The 25,242-nt window shown below is 67.3% G+C and carries 17 protein-coding genes; 9 read left to right on the plus strand and 8 right to left on the minus strand.

Annotated elements, in window-relative coordinates; all coding sequences use genetic code 11:
- Window positions 1–28: 28 nt before the first annotated feature.
- Window positions 29–1,198 carry an OprO/OprP family phosphate-selective porin gene (locus D7Y61_RS16910; RefSeq protein ID WP_180867941.1) on the minus strand — a complete coding sequence of 390 codons (1,170 nt, stop codon included), beginning with the start codon at window positions 1,196–1,198 and terminating at the stop codon, window positions 29–31.
- Window positions 1,199–1,530: 332 nt separating this feature from the next.
- On the opposite strand from D7Y61_RS16910, the gene D7Y61_RS16915 reads away from it, so the two are divergent.
- On the plus strand, window positions 1,531–2,874 hold the full coding sequence (locus tag D7Y61_RS16915; protein ID WP_049398388.1) for a dicarboxylate/amino acid:cation symporter: 1,344 nt from the start codon (window positions 1,531–1,533) through the stop codon (window positions 2,872–2,874).
- A gap of 230 nt (window positions 2,875–3,104) precedes the next feature.
- Window positions 3,105–5,396: an NADP-dependent malic enzyme gene (locus tag D7Y61_RS16920; RefSeq protein ID WP_032129106.1), complete on the plus strand. Its 2,292-nt coding sequence runs from the start codon at window positions 3,105–3,107 to the stop codon at window positions 5,394–5,396.
- A gap of 509 nt (window positions 5,397–5,905) precedes the next feature.
- Here D7Y61_RS16920 and D7Y61_RS16925 read toward each other — a convergent pair.
- Both D7Y61_RS16925 and D7Y61_RS16930 read right to left on the minus strand, forming a co-directional pair.
- Window positions 5,906–6,649, minus strand: a complete 744-nt coding sequence (locus D7Y61_RS16925; RefSeq protein ID WP_180867943.1) for a basic secretory protein-like protein — start codon at window positions 6,647–6,649, stop codon at window positions 5,906–5,908.
- Window positions 6,646–9,990 carry a GH92 family glycosyl hydrolase gene (locus tag D7Y61_RS16930; protein WP_180867945.1) on the minus strand — a complete coding sequence of 1,115 codons (3,345 nt, stop codon included), beginning with the start codon at window positions 9,988–9,990 and terminating at the stop codon, window positions 6,646–6,648. Before D7Y61_RS16930 ends, D7Y61_RS16925 begins: the two co-directional genes overlap by 4 nt.
- Before the next feature lie 422 nt (window positions 9,991–10,412).
- On the opposite strand from D7Y61_RS16930, the gene D7Y61_RS16935 reads away from it, so the two are divergent.
- The 3 genes from D7Y61_RS16935 to D7Y61_RS16945 are packed head-to-tail and all read left to right on the plus strand — an operon-like array spanning window position 10,413 to window position 13,053.
- On the plus strand, window positions 10,413–10,610 hold the full coding sequence (locus D7Y61_RS16935; protein WP_005410967.1) for a zinc-finger domain-containing protein: 198 nt from the start codon (window positions 10,413–10,415) through the stop codon (window positions 10,608–10,610).
- Window positions 10,611–10,625: 15 nt separating this feature from the next.
- Window positions 10,626–11,741 (plus strand): glycosyltransferase, encoded by a 1,116-nt coding sequence (locus D7Y61_RS16940; RefSeq protein ID WP_180867947.1) that lies wholly within the window; start codon window positions 10,626–10,628, stop codon window positions 11,739–11,741.
- The gene (locus D7Y61_RS16945) at window positions 11,722–13,053 is read left to right on the plus strand and encodes an O-antigen ligase family protein (protein ID WP_180867978.1); all 1,332 of its coding nucleotides are present in this window, start codon (window positions 11,722–11,724) and stop codon (window positions 13,051–13,053) included. Before D7Y61_RS16940 ends, D7Y61_RS16945 begins: the two co-directional genes overlap by 20 nt.
- A gap of 89 nt (window positions 13,054–13,142) precedes the next feature.
- On the opposite strand, the gene D7Y61_RS16950 is transcribed toward D7Y61_RS16945, so the two are convergent.
- Entirely contained in the window at window positions 13,143–14,060 is a 918-nt protein-coding gene (locus D7Y61_RS16950; protein WP_180867949.1) for an LpxL/LpxP family Kdo(2)-lipid IV(A) lauroyl/palmitoleoyl acyltransferase, read from the minus strand.
- Between the two features lie 60 nt (window positions 14,061–14,120).
- Between D7Y61_RS16950 and waaA the strand changes: the two genes are divergently transcribed.
- Together waaA and D7Y61_RS16960 are read left to right on the plus strand one after the other, a co-directional pair.
- A complete protein-coding gene (gene waaA / locus D7Y61_RS16955; RefSeq protein WP_180867950.1) occupies window positions 14,121–15,419 on the plus strand; it encodes a lipid IV(A) 3-deoxy-D-manno-octulosonic acid transferase in 1,299 nt (432 codons plus the stop codon).
- Window positions 15,420–15,645: 226 nt separating this feature from the next.
- A complete protein-coding gene (locus D7Y61_RS16960; protein WP_180867952.1) occupies window positions 15,646–16,866 on the plus strand; it encodes an amino acid transporter in 1,221 nt (406 codons plus the stop codon).
- 97 nt (window positions 16,867–16,963) lie between these two features.
- Here D7Y61_RS16960 and D7Y61_RS16965 read toward each other — a convergent pair whose 3' ends face one another.
- The 3 genes from D7Y61_RS16965 to D7Y61_RS16975 all read right to left on the minus strand — a co-directional run bounded on the left by D7Y61_RS16965 (window position 16,964) and on the right by D7Y61_RS16975 (window position 19,803).
- The gene (locus D7Y61_RS16965) at window positions 16,964–18,322 is read right to left on the minus strand and encodes a TolC family outer membrane protein (protein WP_180867954.1); all 1,359 of its coding nucleotides are present in this window, start codon (window positions 18,320–18,322) and stop codon (window positions 16,964–16,966) included.
- A gap of 16 nt (window positions 18,323–18,338) precedes the next feature.
- On the minus strand, window positions 18,339–18,986 hold the full coding sequence (locus D7Y61_RS16970) for a protein-L-isoaspartate O-methyltransferase family protein (RefSeq protein ID WP_049398378.1): 648 nt from the start codon (window positions 18,984–18,986) through the stop codon (window positions 18,339–18,341).
- Between the two features lie 136 nt (window positions 18,987–19,122).
- On the minus strand, window positions 19,123–19,803 hold the full coding sequence (locus D7Y61_RS16975) for a TetR/AcrR family transcriptional regulator (RefSeq protein WP_180867956.1): 681 nt from the start codon (window positions 19,801–19,803) through the stop codon (window positions 19,123–19,125).
- Window positions 19,804–19,919: 116 nt separating this feature from the next.
- Between D7Y61_RS16975 and D7Y61_RS16980 the strand changes: the two genes are divergently transcribed.
- On the plus strand, window positions 19,920–21,050 hold the full coding sequence (locus D7Y61_RS16980) for an efflux RND transporter periplasmic adaptor subunit (protein ID WP_180867958.1): 1,131 nt from the start codon (window positions 19,920–19,922) through the stop codon (window positions 21,048–21,050).
- A gap of 4 nt (window positions 21,051–21,054) precedes the next feature.
- Window positions 21,055–24,216 (plus strand): efflux RND transporter permease subunit, encoded by a 3,162-nt coding sequence (locus tag D7Y61_RS16985; protein ID WP_180867960.1) that lies wholly within the window; start codon window positions 21,055–21,057, stop codon window positions 24,214–24,216.
- Between the two features lie 82 nt (window positions 24,217–24,298).
- On the opposite strand, the gene D7Y61_RS16990 is transcribed toward D7Y61_RS16985, so the two are convergent.
- Window positions 24,299–25,204: a LysR family transcriptional regulator gene (locus D7Y61_RS16990; protein ID WP_180867961.1), complete on the minus strand. Its 906-nt coding sequence runs from the start codon at window positions 25,202–25,204 to the stop codon at window positions 24,299–24,301.
- Between the last annotated feature and the right edge of the window lie 38 nt (window positions 25,205–25,242).

Consider the following 25,242-nt stretch of genomic DNA (forward strand, 5'->3'; position numbering starts at 1 on the left):
CGCCCGCCGGGGCCTGACGTGGAAGGGGTCAGAAGTGCATCTGCGCGCGCAGTTCGAAGATCTCCGGCGTGCTGTGCACACCGCGACGGCTGGCGTCGACCTTCACATAGTTGGCCTGGAACTTGAAGTGGCTGGTCAGGTACCAGTTCGCGCCCAGGGTCAGGTCGTGCTGGCGGCCACCGAGGATGTTGCCGTCATCCAGGTCCAGGCGGCTGTAGCGGGCCACGAGTTCCACTGCGCCGTAGTCATGCGCCGGCTTGATGTTGGCCACGGCACCGGCGTTGTACGGGCGCGACTCGCCGGTCAGCACCCAGCTGGCCATCGCGTACTGGCCGCTGCCGGTGTAATCCGGCTTGCCGTCATGGCGGGTGACCGTGGCGCGCAGGGCTTCGGCCTGCAGCGAGAACGGGCCGCGGATCCAGATGCCTTCCAGGCCGGTGCGACGGATTTGATCGGCGGTGACCAGGGCACCGGAATCGACGTAGCGGATATCGGTCAGGCCGGCCTCCGGGCGTGCGCGCAGCCGCGCGCTGGCCTCGTGGTGCACGTCGCGGCCATCGCTGTAGCCGCGCGGATTTTCCTGCGAATAGGCCACGCCCAGGTGGATCACGTCACCCGGCGCCTTCACCGGGGTCCACACCGCACGCACCGCCTGGGTGGTGCCGGGGTTGTCACCCTGCAGATCCTTGCCGCCATAGGCGCCGGCCTGCAGCAGGTACTGCGGGCGCTCCAGCACCCACTCCACGCCGGTGCGGCGGCCTGCGTAGAAGGCCTGCACGGGCAGCGCGGTTTCCAGGAAACTGCCGGCGCGCGAGGAGGTGTTGGCGTCCAGGCCGACCGGGGTCTTCATGTAACCGAAGCGGAAACGACCCACGTCGCGGCCGAAGAAGGCCTTGCTCTCGAAGCGAACGAACACGTCCAGCCAGGTGTCGGCCTGGAAGTCGTAGTACACCATCGCGTCATAGACGCCCTTCTTCTTCAGCGTCGCACCGAATTCCTTGCGACGCACGGCGTCGTCGTCCTCAAGGCCGCTGCCCGAGGAGAAATCGTTGTAGTCGTAGGCGATGTTGGCGGTGGCGGCCAACTCGGTGCCGTCGCCGAAGGCGTACTTGGTCGGCCAGTTGTCGAAATCGGCAGCCGAAGCGAAGGCGGGAAGCGCGGCCAGCGACAGGGCCAGCAAGGTGGGAATCGGGCGCATGTTGGGTGCGGCTCTCTCAGATTGCGTGTGGACAGGACAACAACGGCCGCAAGGGCCGGAACTTTCGCAATGACGCGCCCGGCCGTTCAGCTCGGGCCACCGGCCTCCCCGTGATCGGGCGGTGCAGCGCCAGTGTAGGCATCGCGGCCACCTGAACCGGGGGGCTAGTACCAATAGGTTATCTGCGCCAGCGTGCCCGGCGCGTACAAAGGCGTCCATTGGTCGCACCCCCTGCGCGTGCTGCACAGGGCCTGCGGTCAGTTTCCACGGTAACGGTTCCCGTGCAGTCCCGGGGCCGTACGTGCCTGAAAATGCCCCTTCCGGAGTCCGCCATGCACATCCCGACCGCAGCACCGGTGCCTGCAAAGCCGTTGCCGATCTATCGCCAGCTGTACTTCCAGGTGATCGTGGCGATCGTCCTGGGCGCCATCCTCGGCCACTACGAACCGTTGATCGGCGAGAAGATGAAGCCGCTCGGCGATGCCTTCATCAACCTGGTGAAGATGATCATCGCACCGGTGATCTTCCTGACCATCGTCACCGGCATCGCCGGCATGACCCACCTGCGCACGGTGGGCCGCGTATTCGCCAAGGCGATGGCGTACTTCCTGTTCTTCTCCACGCTGGCGCTGATCGTCGGCATGATCGTGGCGCACGTGGTGCAGCCCGGCGCCGGCATGAACATCAACCCGGCCGAGCTGGACCAGACCGCGGTGCACAGCTACGTCGAGAAGTCGCATGACCTGACCCTGGTCGGCTTCCTGATGGACATCATCCCGAAGACGCTGCTCAGCGCGTTCGTCGATGGCAACATCCTGCAGGTGCTGTTCGTGGCCGTGCTGTTCGGCATCGCGCTGGCATCGGTGGGCGAGAAGGGCAAGCCGATCGTGAACTTCCTGGAGGCGCTGGTCGCCCCGGTGTTCAAGCTGGTCCACATCCTGATGAAGGCCGCGCCGATCGGTGCCTTCGGCGCAATCGCCTTCACCATCGGCAAGTACGGCGTTGGCTCGCTGATCAACCTGGCCTGGCTGGTGGGTTCGTTCTACCTCACCGCCTTCCTGTTCGTGGCGGTCATCCTGGGCCTGGTCTGCCGCCTGTGCGGCTTCTCGGTGTTCAAGCTGGCGCGCTACCTGAAGGCCGAACTGCTGCTGGTGCTGGGCACCTCCTCGTCGGAGTCGGCGCTGCCGTCGCTGATGGAGAAGATGGAACGCGCCGGCTGCAGCAAGTCGGTGGTGGGCCTGGTGGTCCCGACCGGCTACTCGTTCAACCTGGACGGCACCAACATCTACATGACCCTGGCGGCGCTGTTCATCGCCCAGGCCACCAACACCGAACTGACCCTGGGCCATCAGATTGCCCTGCTGCTGGTCGCCATGCTCAGCTCCAAGGGCGCGGCCGGCGTCACCGGCGCCGGCTTCATCACCCTGGCCGCCACCCTGGCCGTGGTGCCGGAGGTGCCGGTGGCCGGCATGGCGCTGATCCTGGGCGTGGACCGCTTCATGAGCGAATGCCGCTCGCTGACCAACTTCATCGGCAATGCCGTGGCCACCGTGGTGGTCTCGCGCTGGGAGGGGGCGCTGGACCGCAACCGCCTGAAGCTGGCGCTGGATGGCCGCGAAAGCGAACTGCCGCCGCTGATCGATGCCGTGCCCGAGGCGCTGCCGGCCAGGGGCTGATCCAGGTGTGTGGTACCGCGGGGCCGATCACGACAGTGGTACGGCCCCGCGGCGTTTCAAGGCGTCCCATGGCTGTCATGGGACGCACCGAAGCTGGTGTCGCGGTACCGTCGCATACGGCACGGAATTGTGCGGTCGCAGCATGCCTGCGACAGGATAGCGACAGGTCCAGACGCTCCAACGGGGGTATCATCCCCTGTCCCTTCTGCCCATTCATGTAACCCACATCGATGTCCAACGAAGATTTCAAACAGGCCGCCCTCGATTACCACCGGATGTCCCCGCCGGGAAAGATCAAGGTTTCCGCTACCAAGCCCATGCTGACCCAGCGCGACCTGTCGCTGGCGTATTCGCCGGGCGTGGCGTACGCCTGTGAAGCGATCAAGGCCGACCCGCAGCAGGCCAGCGAGCTGACCGCCCGTGGCAACCTGGTGGCGGTGATCTCCAACGGCACCGCGGTGCTGGGCCTGGGCAACATCGGCGCGCTGGCCGGCAAGCCGGTGATGGAAGGCAAGGGTGTGCTGTTCCAGAAGTTCGCCGGCATCGATGTGTTCGACATCGAAGTGGATGAAACCGACCCGGACAAGCTGGTCGACATCATCGCCTCGCTGGAGCCGACTTTCGGCGGCATCAACCTGGAAGACATCAAGGCGCCGGAATGCTTCGTGGTCGAGCGCAAGCTGCGCGAGCGCATGAAGATCCCGGTGTTCCATGACGACCAGCACGGCACGGCGATCATCGTCGGCGCAGCGGTGCTCAACGCCATGGCGATCACCGGCAAGAAGATCGAGGAAGTGAAGCTGGCGACCACGGGCATGGGCGCGGCCGGCATTTCCTGCGTGAACATGCTGGTGCAGCTGGGCCTGAAGCCGGAGAACATCCTGGCCTTCGACCGCGAGGGCGTGATCCACACCGGTCGTACCGACCTGGACCCGGAAAAGCAGCGCTATGCGCGCGACACCGACAAGCGCACCCTGGCCGAGATCGTCGACGGCGCGGACATCTTCCTGGGCCTGTCGGCGCCGGGCATCCTGACCGCCGACATGGTCAAGACCATGGCGCCGGATCCGGTGATCTTCGCGCTGGCCAACCCGACTCCGGAAATCATGCCGGAACTGGCGCGCGCCGCCCGTCCGGACGCGATCATCGGCACCGGCCGTTCGGATTACCCGAACCAGGTCAACAACGTGCTGTGCTTCCCGTACCTGTTCCGTGGTGCGCTGGACGTGGGCGCGACCGCGATCAACGAGGAAATGAAGATCGCCTGCGTGCGCGCCATCGCGGCGCTGGCGCGTCGTGCGGCCACCGACATGGGTTCGGCCTATGGCGGCGAGACCCCGAGCTTCGGTCGTGAATACCTGATCCCGCGCCCGTTCGACCGCCGCCTGCTGGTGGAGCTGTCGGCCGCCGTGGCCCAGGCCGCGATGGACTCGGGCGTGGCCTCGCGCCCGATCGACGACATGGGCGCTTACCGCGACAAGCTGGCCCAGTTCGTCTACCGCACCAGCCTGATGATGAAGCCGGTCTACGACCGCGCGCGCAGCGACAAGCAGCGCGTTGTGTATGCCGAGGGCGAAGAGGAAGTGGTGCTGCAGGCGGTGCAGAACGTGGTCGATGACGGCCTGGCGCACCCGATCCTGATCGGCCGCCCGGAAGTGATCGAGTCGCGCATCGAGCGCCTCGGCCTGCGCCTGAAGATCGGCGAGAACGTTGAAGTCACCAACATCAACGACGACCCGCGCTTCAACGAGTACTGGCAGTACTACCACGGCCTGACCGGCCGCCGTGGCGTGACCGTGGCCGCGGCGAAGAACCTGATGCGTTCGCGCCCGACCCTGATCGCTGCAGTGATGGTGGCCCGTGGCGAAGCCGATGCGATGCTGACCGGCATCGTCGGCCGTTTCCACAAGAAGCTGGGCTACGTGCGCAGCGTGCTGCCGCTGGAGCCGAAGGTCACCTCGACCTCGGCGATGACCGGCGTGATCAACCAGCAGGGCGTGTTCTTCTTCGTCGATACCCACGTGCAGGAAGACCCGACCGCCGAGCAGCTGTGCGAAGCGACCCTGCAGGCGGCCTACCGCATGAAGCTGTTCGGCATCGAGCCGAAGGTGGCGCTGCTGTCGCACTCCAACTTCGGCAGCCACGATTCGAAGGACGCGCTGAAGATGCGCCAGGTGCGCGAGCTGCTGCTCAAGCGCAACCCGCGTCTGAACGTGGACGGCGAAATGCAGGGTGACACCGCATGGGACGAAGCGCTGCGCCAGAAGCTGCTGCCGGGCTCGACCCTGCAGGGTCGCGCCAACCTGTTCGTGCTGCCGAACCTGGAAGCGGCCAACATCGCCTACAACCTGGTGCGTGTGTTCACCGACGGCGTGGCGATCGGCCCGATCCTGATGGGCGTGAACAAGCCGGTGCATATCCTGACCACCAGCGCGACCTCGCGCAGGATCCTGAACATGACCGCCATTGCGGCGGTGGATGCGCAGATCCGCAAGCAGCTGGAAGCGGAAAAGAAGGCGTAAGCCTTCTTTCCGATTCCAGCTGCAGAAGCGCGCCCCCCGGGGCGCGTTTCTGTTTCCGCAAAGCGGAAACGGGTAGTGCCGGCCGCTGGCCGGCAACCGCAATCATGTCCACCGCCACTGCAGCCGGCCAGCGGCCGGCTCTACCGCCCGCCGGCCTGTGCCACACGCGCTACGCCGCCCGGTCATGTCCCTGCAACGCCTTTGCGGCCCAATACGCCCACGCGGCCCGGCCGTGGGAAGGGACCGGACCGGCCTTCCCACCCTGGGCCCGACCAACTTTTCATGGGCGAGGGTGTCATGCGCAATCGAGTGACGCGGCGGTACTTCCAGCAGCTGTTCGCGCTCTACGCCGGCTTCGTGCGGTCGCGCTGAGGCGTAGAAGGCAGCGAGGTAGAGTCGACCGTTGGTCGACTATCGCGCGAAGCGCGGGGTTTTCGGTGGCTGAATCAAGGGCAGTCGACTAACAGTCGACTCTACCCAGTCGCCCCGATATCCAGTCGACCACCCAGTCAGTGCCGCTTGCCGCGCCGTGCCGGCGCCGGCGGCGGTGCGTCCGAACGCGGCTTGGCGTACTGCGCCCACAACGCTGGCAGTGCCTTGCCGGTGTGCTTCTGCCACAGCGCCGGTGCATAGCGGCCATCGCGCAGGGCCTTGTCCAGTGCCAGCACCAGGCCCGGGTGTTCGGCGTCGGCCCACTTCAGGAACGCACCGGTGACACGGTAGCCGCTGTCGACGTTCTGCCCCTTCTCGACCTTGCCGGGCAATGCCCAGCCGGCGGCGGCGTTATCCATGCCATAGCGGTCGCGGGCGTAGTCGGCGATGCCTTCCACCAGCCAGCCCGGCACCCGTGCATCGCCATAGCCGGGATACCCCTGCACGATGTGCATCGCCTCGTGGGTGACCAGGTCGATGTCGTTCGGGTGCTGCGCCAGCCAACCCGGATTGATGGTGATCGTCGCTGCCTGGTCCTTGTCGCCGACGAAGGCGATGCCGGTGTAGGCCGGATCGATCACGATGCGCACCATTGACGGCGCAGCGGGATGGAAGTCCGCACGTTCGCGCAGGTACGCGAAGAAGAACGTATCGATCACCCGCTTGCGCTGCGGTGCGGCCAGGGCGCCACGGGCGTCCTGGTAGTTCAGCGTCACGCCGTCGCGGGTCAGCTGCGTATCGAACGCCTGGGTCTGGCCGAAGCTTGAGAAGGACAGGGCAACAAGGGCCAGAGGCAATAGACGGAAGCGCATGCAGCTCATTGTACGGTGCCGGCCGCCAGCAGTTCGATCTCCGCCAGCGGCAGCCGTGCCGGTGCCGCCAGGCGCAGGCGGTACTCGCTGTAACGACCGGGTTTGGCGATGCGGAACGGACGGGTCTGGCGGGCGGATTCGAAGTCTTCGCCGCTGCGCTGGTCGAGCACGGCCCAGCTGCCGCCGCCGTTGCGCGCCTCCAGCGTCCACTCACCGCCCTGGATGCGGCCGTCACCGCTGGTCAGCGTGTACATCGTCGGGGTGCCCTCGGCCAGGCCGGTCAGCGCGATGGTTGCACCGGCGCCCAGACCCACCGTGGTGCCGGCATCGTCATCGACCAGCGCGGGCAGGGCACGGCCATCGGCCAGCGTCGCCTTCGTGCCGCTGCCGAGCAGGTCGTGCAGCAGCTGCGGGTGCTGGCCGCGCGCGGTCAACGAGCGCGGCACATCGTCCACGCCGCTGCCCCAGCGCGAGGGGCGGGGTCCCATCACGAAGTCGAGGGTCGCGCCCTTGGCGATCAGGTCGTGCGGCACCCAGGTCTTCGTCCACGGCGTACCGTTGATCTTCAGCGACTGCACGTAGACGTTCTCACGCGAGTTGTTGGCCGCGTTCACGGTCAGCACCGCACCACCCTGCAGCTCCACCCGTGCATGCTCGAATGCCGGCGAGCCGATCACGTACTCCGGGGCGCCCATGCGCAGCGGGTACAGGCCCAGCGAGGCCAGTACGTACCATGCCGAGGTTTCACCGTTGTCCTCATCGCCCGGGTAGCCCTGGCCGATCTCGCTGCCGACGTACAACCGCGACAGGATCTCGCGCACGTGCTGCTGGGTCTTCCACGGCTGCCCGGCGTACAGGTACATCCACGGGATGTGGTGCGCCGGCTGGTTGCTGTGCGCATACATGCCCATGCGCACGTCGCGCGCTTCGGTCATCTCGTGGATGGTACCGCCGTAGGAGCCGGCCAGTGCCGGGTCCGCGGTTTCCGGCGTGGCGAAGAAGGTATCCAGCTTCGCCGCCAGCTTTTCGCGGCCGCCATACAACGCGGCCAGGCCTTCACCGTCGTGCGCGGCGGTGAACGCGAACGTCCAGCCGTTGGATTCGGTGTAGTCGTGGCCCCACACGCGCGGATCGTAGGCCTTTGCGTCCACGCGCCAGCGACCATCGGCCTTGCGGCCCTGGAAGAAGCCTGCCGCCGGATCGAACATCGTCGCGTAGCTGGCGGCGCGATGGCGGAAGTAGTCGGCCTCGGTGCTGTAGCGCTCGCGTGCGGCGGGCGCGGTCGCGCGCTTGGCCAGGGCATCGGCCATGTTGGCGATGCCAAAGTCATTGAGTGCGCCTTCCATCGTCCACGACATGCCTTCGTGCACGTCGGCACTGGCATAGCCGCGGAAGGTCGAACGGTTCATGCCCTTGCGGCCGACATGGCGGTCCGGCGGCACCACGGTCGCGTTCTTCAGCGCGGCGGCATAGGCCTCGGCCGGATCGAAACCGCCGACGCCCTTCAGCCATGCATCGGCGAAGGCCACATCGGAGCTGGTGCCGACCATCAGATCGGCGTAGCCCGGCGACGACCAGCGTGCGATCCAGCCGCCGGCGCGGTACTGCTCGATGAAGCCCTGCACCAGCTGCCCGGCATCGTCGGGCGTGAACAGCGCATAGGCCGGCCAGGTGGTGCGGAAGGTGTCCCAGAAGCCGTTGTTGACGAATACCTTGCCGTCGCGCACGGCGGCATAGCTGCGGGTCGCGCTGCCCTCGGTGTTGTCATCGCTGGCGCTGGCCTGGTTGGCGTAGCGCCATTCCGGTGCGGCGGCGCTGCCCACGTTCTCATGGCCGGAATTGGGGTACAGGAACAGCCGGTACAGGCTGGAGTACAGCGTGGTCTTCTGGTCGTCGCTGGCATCGCCGATGTCGAAACGGGCCAGGCGCGCATCCCATGCATCCTGCGCACGGCCGGACACGCTTTCCAGCGTGTCGGCCGCGGCGATTTCCAGTGCCAGGTTGTGCCGCGCCTGCTCCACCGAGATCAACGACGTGGCGATGCGCATGGTCACCCGCCGGTCGCTGCCGGCATCGAACTTGATGTAACCGGTCGGGCGGCCGGTGTTGAGGCGCCCACTGCTGCGCCAGGGCTTGTCGAAGCTGGCGACCACGTACATGCGACTGGCGCCGTTGGACAGGCCGCTGCGCGTGTCGGTATAGCCGGACAGCGTCTGCGTGGCGGCGTCCAGAGTCAGGCCGCCGCGTGCATCGACATTGTCGAACAGCAGGTTGGCGTCGCCGCCCTCTGGGAAGTCGAAGCGGAACAACGCCGCATGATCGGTTGGCGCGATCGATGCTGCGACGCCGTTGTCGAAGCGCACGTCGTAGCGGTAAGGGCGGGCGCTCTCGTGGCTGCGGTCGAACGGCAAGGCACGCTTGCGGCGATCAGCCTCCGGCACGCCACGGCTGGCCGAGGGCATCACCTGGAAGGTCTGGCGGTCGCCCATCCACGGGCTGGGCTGATGGCTCAGCGCAAGCGCCTGCAGCTGCGGGCGGTTCTGTGCGTCGTTCTGTTCGTTCCAGCGGTACAGCCAGTTCAGTGCGCCGGCATCGGTCACCGGGGTCCAGAAGTTGAAGCCGTGCGGCACCGCGGTGGCCGGGAAATTGTTGCCGCGCGAGAAGGTGCCGTTGGCCTGGGTGCCACGGGTGGTCAGCACCCAGTCGGAGACGCGCGCTGGCTGCTGACGTGGCACTGTGTCCAGGCGCACGTCATCGATCCAGCCGGAGACCGCTGCACCGTCGGTACTGGCCACTTCCAGTTCGATCGCGACCACGCGGCGGCCCTTCAGCGTGGGCACGTCGCCCAGCCGCACCGCCTTGCGCGCCCATTGCTGTGGATACAGCGTCTTCGACGCGCCCTGCGCGCGTGCGCCCACGGCCACGCCATGCTGGTCGCGCGCAGCGCTGGCCGAAATGCGGCTGCCATCGTCCAGCCGCAGGTCCAGCGAGACATAGGTCGAGGCGACGGTGTCCTTGCCGACGATTTCCGGAAGCACCAGCCACGACAGAGTGGTGTCGGCCTCGATGGGCAGGTCGGTGCTGAACAGTTCGCGCCGCGCGCTGCCGCCTCCGCTGCTGTAGCGCAGTGCATGCAGGCCGCTGTAGCCCGCATTGCGCTTGGCGGCGTAAGGCGCCGCAGGGCCGTTGCCGATCGTGACCTGCAGTGCACCTGCGGCCTGCGACGGGGCAGGTTCGCCGGGCTCGAACGAGGTCTGCAGTCCCTGTGCCAGCACCGGCATCGCGGTAGTCGCACAGGCCAGGGCCAGGGCGAGCGGAAGCAGAGCGCGGCGAGGATCGGACAGGGTCATGCAAGGGTCTCCCGGAAGGGCAGGCGGCGGGCAGAACCCGCATCGGCGGACACCACGGACAGCATCGCTCCGCCCGCCGGGGTGGCAGTGGGAGAGGCGATGCCGGTCCGGTGGGGGCGGGCCATGCGATCGGGTCGGATTTGGGGCAGGTCGGTTCACGACCTGGCCCGATCCTGCAACAGCCGTGGCAACCTGACAAGTGCCATTTAGTTCGATCCAAATGCGGAAAATACTGTTGTCGGCGGTTTCCCGGCGTGAACCTGCTGGTTCGGTCAGGAATTTCCAGTGGCACCCCATCCGGAGGTGGCGTGCAAGGTCGCAGGGAATCGGTCCGGTACGCGTAAAGACCCGTTGCGGCGCAATGTCGGGGCGGCCCGGATGCTAGAATCACAGGCCTCGCAACCCGTTCATCGACATCCGCCATGAGCCATACCGCCACTGCGCCCGCCAACGCCGAGAAGCGCTACACCGTGCACCGCAGCGATCTGCCGCTGAGCTGCCCGACCCCGGAAATGGCGCTGTGGAACTCGCATCCGCGCGTGTACCTGCCGATCGAAGACGAGCCCAATGGCGAAGCGCAGTGCCCGTACTGCGGTTCCGTGTTCGTGCTGGCCGACTAAGCGGCTGCCCCTTCGATGCGCCGATTGACCGTGGTGCAGTTGCTGCCGGCGCTGCACTCCGGCGGTGTCGAGCGCTCGACCCTGGAAATCGCTGCGGCGCTGGTCGCTGCCGGCCATCGTGCGCTGGTGGTCTCCGCCGGTGGCCGCCTGGTGCAGCCGCTGCTCGATAGCGGTGCCGAGCACCTCACCCTCGACATCGGCCGCAAATCGCTGCTGACCCTGCGCCACCTGCCGACCCTGCGCCGCCTGTTTGCCGAGGTGGGCGCGGACATCGTGCATGCCCGCTCGCGCCTGCCGGCCTGGCTGGGCCTGTACGCGATCCGTGCCATGCCCGCCGCGCAGCGCCCGCACTGGGTGACCACCGTGCACGGGCTGAATTCGCCCAGCCGCTACAGCGCAGTGATGACCAGTGGTGAACGCGTGATCTGCGTGTCCAACACCGTGCGCGATTACGTGCAGCGGCACTACCCGACCGTGCCGGAAGAGAAGCTGCAGGTGATTCCGCGTGGCGTCGACGTCGCCCAGTTCCCGCGGGTGGCGCGCGCCGACCGCCGGCCACGACTGGCGCTGGCAGCCGACTACCCGTGGCTGGCGCAGGTTGAGGGCCCGCTGCTGCTGTTGCCGGGGCGGGGCACCCGCCTGAAGGGCCACGCACATGCGCTGCAGCTGCTGGCCGATGTGCGCACCGCCGGTGTACCGGCGCAGCTGTGGATGCTGGGCACCGATGAACCCGGTCGCGAAGCCTACGTGGCTGACCTGCGCCTGCAGGCGGCGGCATTGGGTGTGGCCGGCGCGGTGCAGATCAGTACGCCGACCGCGCGCATCGCCCAGGCCTACGCGGCCAGCGACCTGGTGCTGCAGCTGTCGGACAAGCCCGAAGCGTTCGGCCGTACGGTGGTCGAGGCGCTGTCCGTGGGTCGCCCGGTGCTGGGCTGGGACCACGGTGGCGTCGGTGAGCTGCTTCGGCAGCTGCAACCCGCAGGTGCCGTGCCGCTCGGCGATGCGCACGCACTGGGTGAACGTGCGCTGGCCCTGCTGGCCCAGCCGCCGTCCTTGTCGACCCGCATCCCGTTTACCCTGCAGGCCATGCAGCGTGACACCCTCCGCCTCTATGCCGACCTCGCCGGCTGATCCTGCCGTTGTCGTGCGCGACGACCGCGCCGGGCGCTGGGCGCCCTGGTGGGTGCTGGCGTACGTGGCGATGTGGCCGTTGCCGGGCATCGCCGAAACCGTGTTGGGCCTGGGGGCGCTGTACGCCGCGGCGCGCATGGTGATGCGCCGCCTGCAACGCCGCCCGCATCTGTTGAGCACGGCAGCCTGGGCACTGACCTCGATCCTGTTCCTCGGCTACTGGCTGCCGCAGGCGTTTTCCGCGTTCGATGCGATCGATCCGGCGGCGTCGTGGACCAAGGCGGCCGCAGGCCTGCGCTATCTGCCCTTCATGTGGCTGGTGGCGATCGCGGTGGCCACACCGGAACGGCGACGGCTGACCTTCGTTGGCCTCGCGCTGATCACCGGCGCCTGGACGTTGGATGCACTGGTGCAGGCCGTGGCCGGTACCAGCCCATGGTTCTGGTCACTGGAGCACCTGAAGCTGGCAGTGAGCGGCCATGCACTGTGCCCGGCCGAGGAGGCCGCCGTGGCCGATCGGCTCAGTGGCGCCCTGGGACCCTGCAACCTGAAGTTCGGCCAGGTGCTGGCCAGCCTGTCGCCGTTCCTGTTGCTGCCGGTGGCACGCCGCTTCGGCAACGTCGGCTGGCTGCTTGCGGCTGCGGCGCTGGGCAGCGTGCTGCTGCTGGCCGGTTCGCGCGCCTCGTGGATCACCTTCGCGCTGGTGCTGGCCTACAGCGGCATGCGCCAGTTCGGCTGGAAACGGCTGCTGCTGCTGACGCTGGTCGCTGTGATCGGCGCGGGCGCGCTGACCGCCAGCGTGCCGCAGCTGCGCGAACGCTTCGCACGCACGGCGATGGCTTGGGATGAGGGCGAGCGGGGGGTCGACGAGGCATTGTCCGGGCGCGCGCGGATCTGGGAAGCCGCGGCGTGCATGATCGAGGAACACCCGATCAACGGTGTCGGCGCACGTGGCTTCCGCGACGCCTATCCGGCCTGTGTAGCAGAGGAGGGGCCCGCGGTGTGGGGCAACGCCCCGGCGTTGCACGCGCACCAGATCGTTCTGGAAATTCTCGCCGAGACCGGTGTGATCGGCCTGCTGCTGTGGCTGGCGGCAGTTGCCCAGGCCTGGCGTGCATGGCGCTATGCACCGGTGGCCGCGCGTGACCGGGCCCGCCCGGCGATGCTGGCGCTGGCGGTCACCGTGTTCCCGCTCAACACCCACCTGGCTTTCTATTCGGCGTTCTGGGGTGGCCTGACCGTGCTGCTGGCGGCGCTGTTCGCCGGCAGCCTGCTGGCGCGGGACGCGGATGACACACCGGCGGTGACGTAACGGAACATCCACGCATGGCGTGGGTCACCGAACGAACGCCGCCGTAGTAGATCCACGCCATGCGTGGATGAAGCCAACCCGGCCCCGCGTTACTTGTAAAAATCGCTCCGCCCGCCCGGCTGGCGCTTGAAACGGCGGTGAATCCACAGGTACTGGTCGGGCGCCTCGCGCACCATCTCTTCGATGGCCTGGTTGACCCGCGTGGTATCGGCTTCCACATCCTCGCTGGGGAAGTTCTCCAGCGGTGCGCCGATCTTCAGGAAGTACCTCCCGCCTTCACGGCGATGGAAGTACGGAATCACCGCGCAGCCGGTCATCCGCGCCAGCTGGTGGGTGGCGGTGATGGTCGAGGCGGTGTGTCCGAAGAAGGGCACGAAGACGGTGTCCTTGCCACGCATGTCCTGGTCCGGCGCATACCAGAGGAAGCCACCCTTCTTCAGGTGGCGCACGGTGGCGCGGATGTCTTCGTTGGCGAACATCGCCTTCGCATAGCGCAGGCGGCCGAACTTCACCGCCCACTCGTACACCGGGTTCTTGTGCTTGCGGTACATGCCGGACAGGTCGACGTAGTCGCACAGCAGGCGTCCGCACATCTCCAGGGTCATGAAGTGGCCGGATACCAGCAGTACGCCGCGGCCCTCGGCCTGCATCTGCCGCAGATGCTCGAGGCCTTCGATCTTCACCTGCGGGCGGATGCGGTCGATGCTGCCCCACCACGCGCGGACGCACTCGAGCACGCCCACGCCCAGCGCATCGAAGCTGTCGCGCACCAGACGCTGGCGCCAGGCTTCGTCCTTCTCCGGGAAGCACAACTTCAGGTTGACCTCGGCGGCGCGACGGCGGCTGCCGAGCAGGCGCCAGCTGATCCAGCCGACGCCACGGCCGAGCGCACGCTGCAGCATCCACGGCAGGCGGGCGAGGGCGAAGGCGCCGAACATGGCGGCGAACATCGGCCAGTTGCGGGGATCGCGCAGCGACGGGCGGATGGCGGTGGTGGCATCGGACATTGCCCCATTCTACCAACCCGGCCGCGTGTCTTTCCCGGGGGGCTCCCGTATCCTTGCCGCATGCGCAAAGACCCTGTCGAATGGATCCTGCGCGGCCTGTACTCGGCCGTGCTCTATCTTCTTCTGCCGATTACCGTGTACCACCTGGTCTGGCGCGGCTTCCGGGTCCGTGAGTACTTCCGGCGCTGGGATGAGCGCTATGCCTCGTATCCGCAGCCGACCGGCCAGCCGCGGGTCTGGCTGCACGCGGTCTCGGTCGGCGAGGTCAATGCTGCCGCTCCGCTGGTGAATGCCCTTCGCAAGCAGCGCCCGGACATCCGCTGGGTCATCACCACCATCACCCCGACCGGTTCGGAGCGTGTTCGCGCGCTGTGGGGAGATGCGCTCGACCATGTCTACCTGCCATATGACGTGCCGGGCAGCGTCAACCGCTTCCTCGGCCACTTCCAGCCCAGCCTGGCGCTGATCCTGGAAACCGAACTATGGCCGAACATGCTGTTCGGCTGTCGGGACCGCCGCATCCCGGTCTATATCCTCAACGCCCGCCTGTCGGCACGTTCGTTGCGCGGTTACCGGTTGCTCGCGGCGCTGATTCGACGTGCCCTGCGCACGGTCACCTGCGTGGCTGCGCAGTCGCAGGACGACGCCGATCGCTTCGTGCAGCTGGGCGCTGCGCCGGAGCAGGTACAGGCTCTGGGCAACCTGAAGTTCGATATCGCGACACCGGAGGTGCAGGACTTCGTCGCGCAGTTCCATGCCCGCGTACCGGCCGCAAGCCCTGTGTGGATCGCTGCCAGTACCCATGACGGTGAGGAGCAGGCGGTGATCGACCTGCATCGCCACCTGCGCAGGCAGCACCCCGATCTGCTGCTGCTGTGGGCTCCGCGCCATCCTGAGCGCTTCCCGAAAGTGGAGGCGTTGGCGCGCGAGCAGGGCTGGAACGTGGCCACACGGCGTGCAAAGCAGTGGCCGGAGTCGGGCACCGACGTGTTCGTCATCGACACCCTCGGCGAACTGATGCCGTTCTATGCGTGTGCGCAGGTGGCGTTCGTCGGCGGCAGCCTGCAGCCGATCGGCGGCCACAACCTGCTGGAACCGGCCGCGATGGGCACGGCCGCGGTGACCGGCCCGCACCTGCACAATTTCTCTGAAATCTCACGTCGCATGCGCGAAGCCGGCGCACTGCTGATCGGCGAGGATGCGCAGGCCGTCGGCGACCTGCTGCAGCATCTGCTTGATGACGCGCAGGCTCGCGAGGACATGGCGAGGGCCGGCTGCACGCTGGTCAGCAACGGCCGCGGTGCATTGCAGCGCACGCTGGCGCTGGTCGCGCCGCATCTGCCCCCGCCGCGCAGCTGAGTCGGGTCGAAGTAACGGACCGACGCCGTGCTGACGGGCTGACGTGATCAGCTGCTTCAATTCTGCTTAGCGATCGGGGCGCTGTCGCGCTCGGACCGTCGGCGCATCTGCCAATGTGTTTGTGGTCACATCGCGGCACCTACGGCTTGGAATCCGATACCGCTCATTGGCACAGGCTGCCAGCCTGCTGTCGACCGCGCTTGGGCGGATATCAAGAGGACTTGCAATGGACAGCGACTATCGCCACGGCCAGGATGCCGAGCTGGGAATGGATCACTTCGCGATGATGGCGATGGCCCTGTTGCTGGGCGGCAGCGTGACTGCGCTGATCGGCGAGTACACTTCTTCCCTGGCGGGACCGGCCATCGTGCTGAGCCTGGCGCTGGCTGCGCTGGGGACACTGCCGATGCTGTACTGCCTACGTGTTATGAACCTGCATGTCCCGACTGCCGATGGCCTGCTTGGCATGCTGCTGGCCGGCTGGGGCCGGGCACCCGCGCGCCTGATGGGGGCGGCACTGCTGCTGGAACTGGTTGTGGCCAGCATCGGTGCGGCGCAGTCCCTGGCCCGTCATGCGCGTGCCGTACTTGCCAGCCGCAGCATCGAAGCTGGCGATGGGATGCCGGAGCCGCTGATGGCTGCTGCCGGCCTGGCGTTGCTGGGCGGGATCGTGCTGCTGCCGTCGCGCCGCGTGGCGCTTTCGGTCTGCGCGCTGTTGACGGTGAAGATCGGCGTGGGGTTGTTGTTGCTGGCTCTGGCGGCACGGCATGTGCACTACGCGAACTGGGTTCCGTGGCTGCCGGACGCGACGGCCCCTTATCGTTTCGGAGTTGGTGGCGTGCTGGCGGCCAGCGTGCCGTTGCTGGGCATGTATGCCGGTGCCGGGCTGGCGCTGGGGGTTCCTGGCATGGGCCGGCAGGCGCGCGCCCGGTCGCCGCAGCTGCTGGCGGTCGCACTGCTGTCGGGCATGCTGTTGCTGATGGTGCTGGCCGCGTTGCAGGCCGGCCTGGTCGGGTTTCCTTCATTGGCTGGCGGGCAGCCCTTGCCGGTGGCATTGCAGCGCCACCCGCAGCTGCAGTGGGTGCTGCCGCTGCTGCCTCTGGCGAGTGTGGCCGGCCTGGCCGCGCTGATGCTGGTGTTGTTGTCGCTGGCTGCACGCCTGGCGGCCCAGCTGTGGCCTGCGGCCCGCGACGAAGTGCCTGGGCTGCGGATGCGGCTGATGGCGGTCGTCGTAATTCTGCCGGCGGCGCTGCTGGCGCTTGTGTTGCCGATGGGAGGCCTGCCGGTGCTGCCAGGTCCGGTAACGCTGCTGGTGATGGCGGCCTTGAGCCTGGCTGCGCTGCGTGTAGGCCGGCCGGTGCCTGGTGCACTACCGGTGCTGGCGCCGCTGGCCGCTGCGCTGTGCGTGTTGGCTGCTGCCGAGCGGATGCGAGCCTGGCCGGGCTGACATTCAGGCCCACGCGGCACGCGGGTGCGTCGGCATGCACCGCCTACGAAAAAGCCACCCGTGCGGGTGGCTTTTTCATGTCAGGCTGGGCGACGGCTCAGTGCGTGGTCGTCGCCGGGTTGCCTGCGTCCTGGGTCAGCAGGCGGTTCACGTCCTGCAGCTCGGCCACGTCCAGTGCGCCCAGCGACTGGCTCAACAGCAGGCGGTTCTGCAGGAACGTATAGCGCGCATTGGCGTAATCCAGCTGCGCCGAGAACAGGATGCGCTGGTTCTGGATCACGTCCAGCACGGTACGGGTACCGACTTCCAGGCCGACCTGCGACGCGTCGTACGCGCTCTGCGCCGAGACCACCGCCAGGCGGCGGGCTTCCACTTCGCTGATGCCCTGCACCAGGGTCTGGTAGGCATTGCGGGTGTTGCGGTCCAGGGCGCGTTTCTGCTGCTCGTAGCCGTCCTGGGCGATGTCACGCTGGGCCAGCGCCTGGCGCACGTTGGACTGGGTGGCGCCGCCGGCGAAGATCGGCACGTTCAGGGTCAGGCCGATGCTGTTGGTGCGGGCATCGGGGGACAACGAGCCGGAGCCGGTGCTGTCACCCCAGGTGGCGGACTTGCCCCAGCTACCGCCCAGCGACAGGGTCGGATAATGACCACCACGGGCGGCCTGCACGCCGGCTTCGGCCGCGCTGACCTTCAGTTCCTGCGCCTTCAGCGCCGGATTCTGGTTGGTGGCCTGGTGCACCAGCTCGTCGATGTTGCCGCGGTTGGCCGGCACTTCCGGGCGGAAGTCCGCCGGCAGGCCGCGCAGGTTGACCACCGGCTGGCCGGTCAGTTCGGTCAGCGCCTGGTAGTTATCGGCCAGGGTGTTCTGCGCAACGATGGTGTTGGCGCGCGCCTGGTCGTACTGGGCGCGGGCTTCGTGCACGTCGGTGATCGGCGCCAGGCCCACTTCCAGGCGCTTGTCGGCGAAGTCGAACTGCTTCTTCGCGGCCGCTTCATTGGTCTGTGCGGCGTTCAGCGATTCGATCGCCACCAGCACGTTGAAGTAGGCCGCCGAGGTGCGCACGATCAGGCTGTCGTTGGCCGAATCGAGGGTGAAGTCCGCCGCCTTGCTCAGCTCGCGCTGCGAGCGCAGGTTGTTGATCTGGGTCCAGTTGAACAGCGTCTGGCTGCCATCGATCGTGTAATTGCGGCGCTTGCTGGTGAACGAGCCGGAGTTGATGTCGGCGTTCGGCTCGCTGCGCGTGCGGTTCAGCGTGGCCTGGCCGTTGATCTGCGGCAGCAGGGCGGCGCGCGCCTGCACGGCGCCTTCCTTGTCGACCAGCCGGGTCGATTCGGCGGCGGACAGCTGCGGATCGCCGTTGCGCGCCATTTCGTAGACCTGCAGCAGGTCGGCGGCATGGGCGGACAACGGCAGCAGGGCAGTGGCCAGCGCAACAGCGAGGGATCGGCGGATCATTGCGGCTTCCTTGGACTCAGAGGTGGAACTGGGGTGCCGGGGCGGCACCACGCAGGTAATCGATATCGGTCTCGAACAGGGACTCGGTGCTGCCGTCAGCCTTGACCAGCAGGGCCTCCATCGCCGGCGAGCGGCCGTGGATCACGAACAGGCGACCACCCGGACGCAGCCACGAGGCGAACTGTGACGGCACCACGTCGACGGCACCAGTGACACAGATCACGTCAAAGCGGCGTTCGGTCTGCCAGGACAGGGCGTCGGCCACTTCCACGCGGACGTTGGTGCCCAGGCCGGAGGCGTCCAGGCGGGCACGCGCGGCAGCGGCCAGCTCCGGGTCGATCTCCAGGCTCAGCACGTCGCGCGCCAGCGCGCCGATGCAGGCGGCCAGGAAGCCGCTGCCGGTGCCGATTTCCAGCACTTCGTCACCCGGCTGCAGATCCAGCGCCTGCAGGGTACGGCCCTCGATGACCGGCTTCATCATCTTCTGGCCATGGCCGATCGGCAGTTCGACATCGGCGTAGGCCAGCGCCCGGTGTGCATCGGCGACAAAGGCCTCGCGCGGCAGGCGGGCCAGGACGTCGAGCACCTTGATGTCCAGCACGTCCCAGGGACGGATCTGCTGTTCCACCATCAGTTCGCGGGCGTGGGCGTAATCAATCGTCATGAGGTTCAAATCCAGCGCAGTGGGCCGGCCATTTTACCGGTGCCGGAGGCCGGCGGCGCGCCCAGAGCATCAGCTGCCGGGTGGCCGGGGTCGCAGTGCCGGAAGTCATCGCGACCTCCGGTTCGTTCAGTTTTGGTTATTCAGCCGTCCCGGCCCCTCGCGGCGCATAGGCGCGCAGGAAGAAGTCGATGCTGGCGGTCACATGGGCAAGAGGGTCGCATTCCACCGGTGACAGTGGCATGCCGCACATCATATGCATGTGCACTTCGCCCTTCACCAGGGTCAGGAACTGCTGGCCTGCCAGGTAGTAGTCGGAGATGTCCAGCTCGCCGCGTTCCCCGCGCGCGCGCAGGAAGTCGGCCAGGGCCTCGCAGGTACGCTCCGGACCGGCCTGCCAGAACAGCTCGCGCAGGCGTTCGTCGGTCTCCGGCGCCATCATCATGCGCTGGATCGAGATCGCCGCGTCGGAGGTGATCAGTTCGAAGAAGGCCAGGCCGATGCCGATCAGCTGGTCGCGCAGCGGGCCGTCCGTGTCGGCCACGAACAGCGCGTCGGGCAGCATTTCAATGCACTTGGACTGCACAGCCTCGGAGAACAGGGTCTCCTTGTCGCCGAAGTGGCTGTACACAGTCAGCTTCGAGACGCCCGCCTGAGCAGCGATGGTGTCCATGCTCACGCCGGTATAGCCCTGTTCGATGAACAGTGCCTTGGCTGCTTCAAGGATCGCCGCGCGCTTGCCGAGGTCCTTGGGACGCCCGGGTCCGGCGGCCTTGGCAGCGGGCTTGGCCGACGGCTTGCGGGAAGTGGGAGAACTCATCGCAACAATACTAGACCAAGCGGTTCGATATTTATACTATACCGGTCGGTTTATTAAATTGGGCCGGCAGTCGCGGCTCCCCCTTGTTGGACCCTGTGTTTTCAGGACCTTGACCGATGAAGATCGTGCGCTGGATGGGCGGTATGGTGTGGGTGGCTGCGTTGGCAGCCTGTTCGGGACAGGAACAGGCGCCGCAGGCGGCCGTGCCGGTACTGGTGGTTCATCCCGGCGAACAGGCCGGACAGGCGCCGGCGGCGTTCCCGGGCACGGTGCGCGCCCGCCAGGAAAGCCCGCTGTCGTTCCGCGTCGGCGGCAACCTGGTCAAGCGTCATGTCGATGCCGGCCAGCGGGTGAAGGAGGGCGACGTACTGGCCGAACTGGACGTGGCCGACTTCGCGCTGCAGGCGCGTGCCTCGCAGGCGCAGCTGGCGGCGGCCGAAGCCGACCTGGTGCGCGCCCGTGACGATCTCAAGCGCTACCAGGTGCTGGCCGACCAGCAACTGGTCAGCCGCTCGCAGCTGGACCAGCAGTCCGCAGCGTTCAAGGCTGCGCAGGGCCAGGCCAATGCCGCCCGCGCCAACCTCGATGTGCTGCGCAATCAGGCCGACTACGCACAGCTGCGCGCACCGGCTGACGGCGTGATCGCCAGCCGTGAGGCCGAGGCCGGGCAGGTGGTGTCGGCCGGTCAGACCATCTTCAACCTGGCCGCCGATGGTGGCCGCGAAGTGCTGATCGACCTGCCTGAAGCCACCATCCGCGACTACGCGGTCGGCCAGCCGGTCGAGGTGGAACTGTGGAACCGTCCGGGCCAGCGCCTGCCGGGCACGATCCGCGAGATTGCTGCCGCCGCCGATCCGCAGGCGCGAACCTATGCCACCCGCGTCAGCCTGGCCGCCGATGCGCTGGCCGATGTCGAACTGGGCCAGAGTGCACGCGTCTACAGCAGCGCCGGCCGCCACGGCACCCTGCAGCTGCCGCTGGGCGCGCTGCAGCGCGGTGCCAACGGTGTCGCCAGCGTGTGGGTGGTTGATCCGGCCAACAGCACGCTGAAGGCCGCATCGGTGACCACCGGAGCCTATGGCAGCGAATCGGTGCCGGTGCTGTCTGGCGTGGGTGCCGGTGACTGGGTGGTTGCTGCCGGTGGGCACTTGCTGCGCGCCGGCCAGCCGGTGATCGCGGTGGACCGGCAGAACCGCCCGGTGCTGAAGCCGGCCGCGCCGGCCGCTGCCGCCAAGGCCAAGGAGTAAGCCGGTGCGCCGCTTCAATCTCTCCGAGTGGGCGCTGGCCAATCGCCCGCTGGTGCTGTTTGCGATGCTCGCCTTCGCCCTGATCGGCGCATGGTCGTACAAGCATCTGGGCCAGTCCGAAGACCCGCCGTTCACCTTCAAGGCGATGGTGGTGCGCACGCTGTGGCCGGGCGCCACCGCCGAGCAGGTCTCGCGGCAGGTGACCGAGCCGATCGAGAAGGCGCTGATGAACACCGGCGAGTACGAGTTCATCCGCTCGTACTCGCGCCCGGGCGAATCGCAGGTGATCTTCATGGCCCGCGACAGCCTGCGTTCCAAGCAGATTCCGGACCTGTGGTACCAGGTGCGCAAGCGCGTGGGCGATATCCGCGCGACGCTGCCGCGCGAGATCGTCGGCCCGTTCTTCAACGATGAGTTCGGCGACACCTACGGCAACATCTATGCGCTGACCGGCAAGGGCTTCGACTATGCGGTGATGCGTGACTACGCCGACCGCATCCAGCTGGAACTGCAGCGCGTGCCCGATGTCGGCAAGATCGACCTGGTCGGCCTGCAGGACGAGAAGGTGTGGATCGAGCTGTCCAACACCCGGCTGGCCACGCTGGGCGTGTCGATGCAGCAGGTGCAGCAGGCACTGGCCGACCAGAATGCGGTGACCGGCACCAGCTTCTTCGAGACCGCCACCGATCGCGTGCAGCTGCGCGTGACTGGCCAGTTCAACGATATCGAAGCGATCCGCCAGTTCCCGATCCGCGCCGGTGAGCGCACCGTGCACCTGGGCGACATCGCCGAGGTCAAGCGCGGCTTCGCCGATCCGGCGTCGCCGAAGATGCGCTTCATGGGCGAAGAGGCGATCGGCCTGGCGGTGGCGATGAAGGATGGCGGTGACATCCTCAAACTGGGCGCCAACCTGGATGCCGAGTTCGAACGCCTGCAGAAGACCCTGCCGGCCGGCATGCAGCTGCGCAAGGTGTCTGACCAGCCGCAGTCGGTGGAAGAGTCGGTCGGCGAGTTCGTGCAGGTGCTGACCGAGGCGGTGGTGATCGTGCTGCTGGTCAGCTTCTTCTCGCTGGGCCTGCGAACGGGCCTGGTGGTCGGCGTGACCATCCCGCTGGTGCTGGCGATGACGTTCTTCGTCATGCACTACTTCGACATCGGCCTGCACAAGATCTCGCTGGGCGCGCTGGTGCTGGCGCTGGGCCTGCTGGTGGACGATGCGATCATCGCGGTGGAGATGATGGCCACCAAGATGGAGCAGGGCTATGACCGCCTGCGTGCGGCCAGCTTCGCCTGGGAGTCGACCGCGTTCCCGATGCTGACCGGTACCCTGATCACCGCGGCCGGCTTCCTGCCGATCGCCACGGCGGCCTCGAGCACTGGTGAATACACCCGCTCGCTGTTCCAGGTGGTGACCATCGCGCTGGTGGTGTCGTGGATCGCAGCGGTGCTGTTCATCCCGTACCTGGGCGACAAGATGCTGCCGGACCTGTTCAATCCGCAGCCGCCGAAGCCGGGCAGCCTCTCCGCGCGCTGGCATGCCAAGCGCCAGCAGTGGGCCGACCGCTACCCTGCGATGGCCAACCTGATCGCGCCGCCGCAGCACGGGCATGACCATGATCCGTACCAGCGCCCGTTCTACCGCAGCTTCCGCCGCTTCCTCGATACCTGCCTGCGCCGACGCTGGTGGGTGATCGCCGCGACCATCGCGTTGTTCATCGGTTCGCTGATGCTGTTCCGCTTCGTGCCACAGCAGTTCTTCCCGGATTCGACCCGGCCGGAACTGATGGTGGACATCGAGCTGGCCGAAGGCGCGTCGCTGCGTTCGACCCAGGCCCAGGCCGAGAAGCTGGAGAAACTGCTGTCCAGCCGCGAGGGCATCGCCAACTACGTGTCCTACGTGGGCACCGGTTCGCCGCGCTTCTACCTGCCGTTGGACCAGCAGCTGCCGGCGACCAATTTCGCCCAGTTCGTGGTGCTGGCAAAGGACATCAAGTCGCGCGAAAGCACCCGCGACTGGCTGCTGCATGAGGTGATCCCGAAGTTCCCTGACGTGCAGATGCGCGTGACCCGCCTGGAGAACGGCCCGCCGGTCGGTTATCCGGTGCAGATGCGTATTTCCGGCGAGCACATCGAGAAGGTGCAGGCGATCGCGCGCCAGGTCGAGGCCAAGGTGCGTGGGAATCCGCACGTGATGAACGTCAACCTGGACTGGAGCGAGCCGAGCAAAGTGGTGCGGCTGGTGATCGACCAGGAGCGTGCCCGCGCGCTGGGCGTGAGCAGTGCCCAGGTCAGCCAGTTCCTGTCCAGTTCGCTGGCCGGGCAGTCGGTGAGCGTGTACCGCGAAGGCAATCGCCAGATCGAGATGCTGCTGCGTGGCCCGGCCGATGAGCGCAATCAGCTGGAGCTGCTGTCGAGCCTGTCGATGCCGACTGCCAACGGCGGCAGCATCACGCTGTCGCAGGTGGCGACGATGGAGTACGGCTTCGAGGACGGCATCATCTGGCACCGCAACCGCCTGCCGACGGTCACCGTGCGTGCCGACATCAGCGATGGCATGCAGCCGCTGGACGTGGTGCACCAGATCCTGCCGACGCTGGACGGCATCCGTGCCGAGCTGCCCAGCGGCTACCTGCTGGAAACTGGCGGCACCGTGGAGGATTCGGCCCGTGGCCAGAACTCGATCAAGGCCGGCATGCCACTGTTCCTGGTGGTGGTGGCCACGCTGCTGATGCTGCAGCTGCGCAGCTTCTCGCGCGCGGCGATGGTGCTGGTGACCGCGCCACTGGGCATCATCGGCGCGACGTTGTTCCTGCTGCTGTTCCGCGCGCCGTTCGGCTTCGTGGCACTGCTGGGCACGATCGCGCTGGCCGGCATGATCATGCGCAACTCGGTGATCCTGATCGACCAGATCCAGCAGGACATCGATGCCGGGCATGACCGCTGGCATTCGATCATCGATGCCACGGTGCGCCGTTTCCGCCCGATCGTGCTGACTGCGCTTGCGGCCGTGCTGGCGATGATTCCGCTGTCGCGCAGCGCGTTCTACGGCTCGATGGCGATCTCGATCATGGGCGGCCTGATCGTGGGCACGGTGCTGACCCTGGTGTTCCTCCCGGCGCTGTATGCTGCGTGGTTCCGGGTGAAGCCGGACGAATCCGGGGCATAACGCCCCGGGTTCTACGGCCACCGCCTCTGGCAGGTGCCAACCTTGGTTGGCACGGATGCATGCATCCACGCATGGCGTGGATCTACCGCAATTGCAGACCGGTTCGCAGCACAGGCAACAACCACTCGATGAACACCTGCACACGCTGCGCGCGGTGCTGCCGATGCGGTAGCAGCAGGGTCACCGGCAACGGCTGCGCTACGTACTGCGGCATCACTTCCACCAGTTCGCCGGATTGCAGTTCGGCCTGCACGTCGTAACGCGGAATCTGCAGCAATCCCAGCCCGGCCACGCAGCACGCGATCGACGCTTCTGCACTGTTCACCCGCACCCAGCCGGCCATCGGCAATGTGCGTAGCTGCGGGCCCTCCCGCCACTCCCACGGTTCCACCCGCGCGGTGGTCGGCGAGGCGTAGTTCACGGCACGGTGCTGCTGCAGGTCGGCAGGCTGCTGCGGCATGCCGTGTTCACGCAGGTACGCCGGTGCGGCAACGTTGACGAAGTCGAGCTGGCCCAGCGCGCGCGCAATCAGGCTGGAATCACCCAGTTGGCCGACCCTCAGCACGGCATCGCAGCCGTCTTCGATCAGGTTCACCGCGCGGTCGGTCATGCCCAGGTCCACTTCCACCTGCGGGTAGTGGGCGAAAAAGTCGGGCAGGGCCGGGGCGATGACGCGGCGGCCGATGCGGCTGGGCACGTCGATCTTCAGCAGGCCCACCGGTTGCGCATCGTCCTGCCGGAACAGCGTTTCGGCGTCCTCGACTTCGGCGATCAGGCGCAGGCAGCGCGCATGGAACACATCGCCGTCGTGGGTGGTGGAGACGCGGCGGGTCGAGCGCTGCAGCAGGCGGGTGCCGAGCCGCTGCTCCAGTTCGGCCACCGCCGCCGATACCGTTGAGCGGGGCAGGCCGAGCTGGTCGGCGGCGCGGGTAAAGCTGGCGCACTCCACCACCCGGGTGAAGATGCGGAAGCGATCGATCCGATCCATTGTTCGCTGGCTCTGGAAAGTTAAGTCAATGTGGCGGG

This window comes from Stenotrophomonas maltophilia (assembly GCF_013464485.1).
GTDB classification, from domain to species: domain Bacteria; phylum Pseudomonadota; class Gammaproteobacteria; order Xanthomonadales; family Xanthomonadaceae; genus Stenotrophomonas; species Stenotrophomonas maltophilia_AW.

Bases quoted from the DNA above. Each gene is read 5' to 3' on its own strand.
- D7Y61_RS16925 (WP_180867943.1), bottom strand. From the start codon at position 6,649: ATGAGCTGCATGCGCTTCCGTCTATTGCCTCTGGCCCTTGTTGCCCTG.
- D7Y61_RS16970 (WP_049398378.1), bottom strand. From the start codon at position 18,986: ATGACGATTGATTACGCCCACGCCCGCGAACTGATGGTGGAACAGCAG.
- D7Y61_RS16915 (WP_049398388.1), top strand. From the start codon at position 1,531: ATGCACATCCCGACCGCAGCACCGGTGCCTGCAAAGCCGTTGCCGATC.
- D7Y61_RS16910 (WP_180867941.1), bottom strand. From the start codon at position 1,198: ATGCGCCCGATTCCCACCTTGCTGGCCCTGTCGCTGGCCGCGCTTCCC.
- D7Y61_RS16960 (WP_180867952.1), top strand. From the start codon at position 15,646: ATGGACAGCGACTATCGCCACGGCCAGGATGCCGAGCTGGGAATGGAT.
- D7Y61_RS16980 (WP_180867958.1), top strand. From the start codon at position 19,920: ATGAAGATCGTGCGCTGGATGGGCGGTATGGTGTGGGTGGCTGCGTTG.
- D7Y61_RS16935 (WP_005410967.1), top strand. From the start codon at position 10,413: ATGAGCCATACCGCCACTGCGCCCGCCAACGCCGAGAAGCGCTACACC.
- D7Y61_RS16990 (WP_180867961.1), bottom strand. From the start codon at position 25,204: ATGGATCGGATCGATCGCTTCCGCATCTTCACCCGGGTGGTGGAGTGC.
- D7Y61_RS16975 (WP_180867956.1), bottom strand. From the start codon at position 19,803: ATGAGTTCTCCCACTTCCCGCAAGCCGTCGGCCAAGCCCGCTGCCAAG.
- D7Y61_RS16930 (WP_180867945.1), bottom strand. From the start codon at position 9,990: ATGACCCTGTCCGATCCTCGCCGCGCTCTGCTTCCGCTCGCCCTGGCC.
- D7Y61_RS16940 (WP_180867947.1), top strand. From the start codon at position 10,626: ATGCGCCGATTGACCGTGGTGCAGTTGCTGCCGGCGCTGCACTCCGGC.
- waaA (WP_180867950.1), top strand. From the start codon at position 14,121: ATGCGCAAAGACCCTGTCGAATGGATCCTGCGCGGCCTGTACTCGGCC.
- D7Y61_RS16950 (WP_180867949.1), bottom strand. From the start codon at position 14,060: ATGTCCGATGCCACCACCGCCATCCGCCCGTCGCTGCGCGATCCCCGC.
- D7Y61_RS16920 (WP_032129106.1), top strand. From the start codon at position 3,105: ATGTCCAACGAAGATTTCAAACAGGCCGCCCTCGATTACCACCGGATG.
- D7Y61_RS16945 (WP_180867978.1), top strand. From the start codon at position 11,722: ATGCCGACCTCGCCGGCTGATCCTGCCGTTGTCGTGCGCGACGACCGC.
- D7Y61_RS16965 (WP_180867954.1), bottom strand. From the start codon at position 18,322: ATGATCCGCCGATCCCTCGCTGTTGCGCTGGCCACTGCCCTGCTGCCG.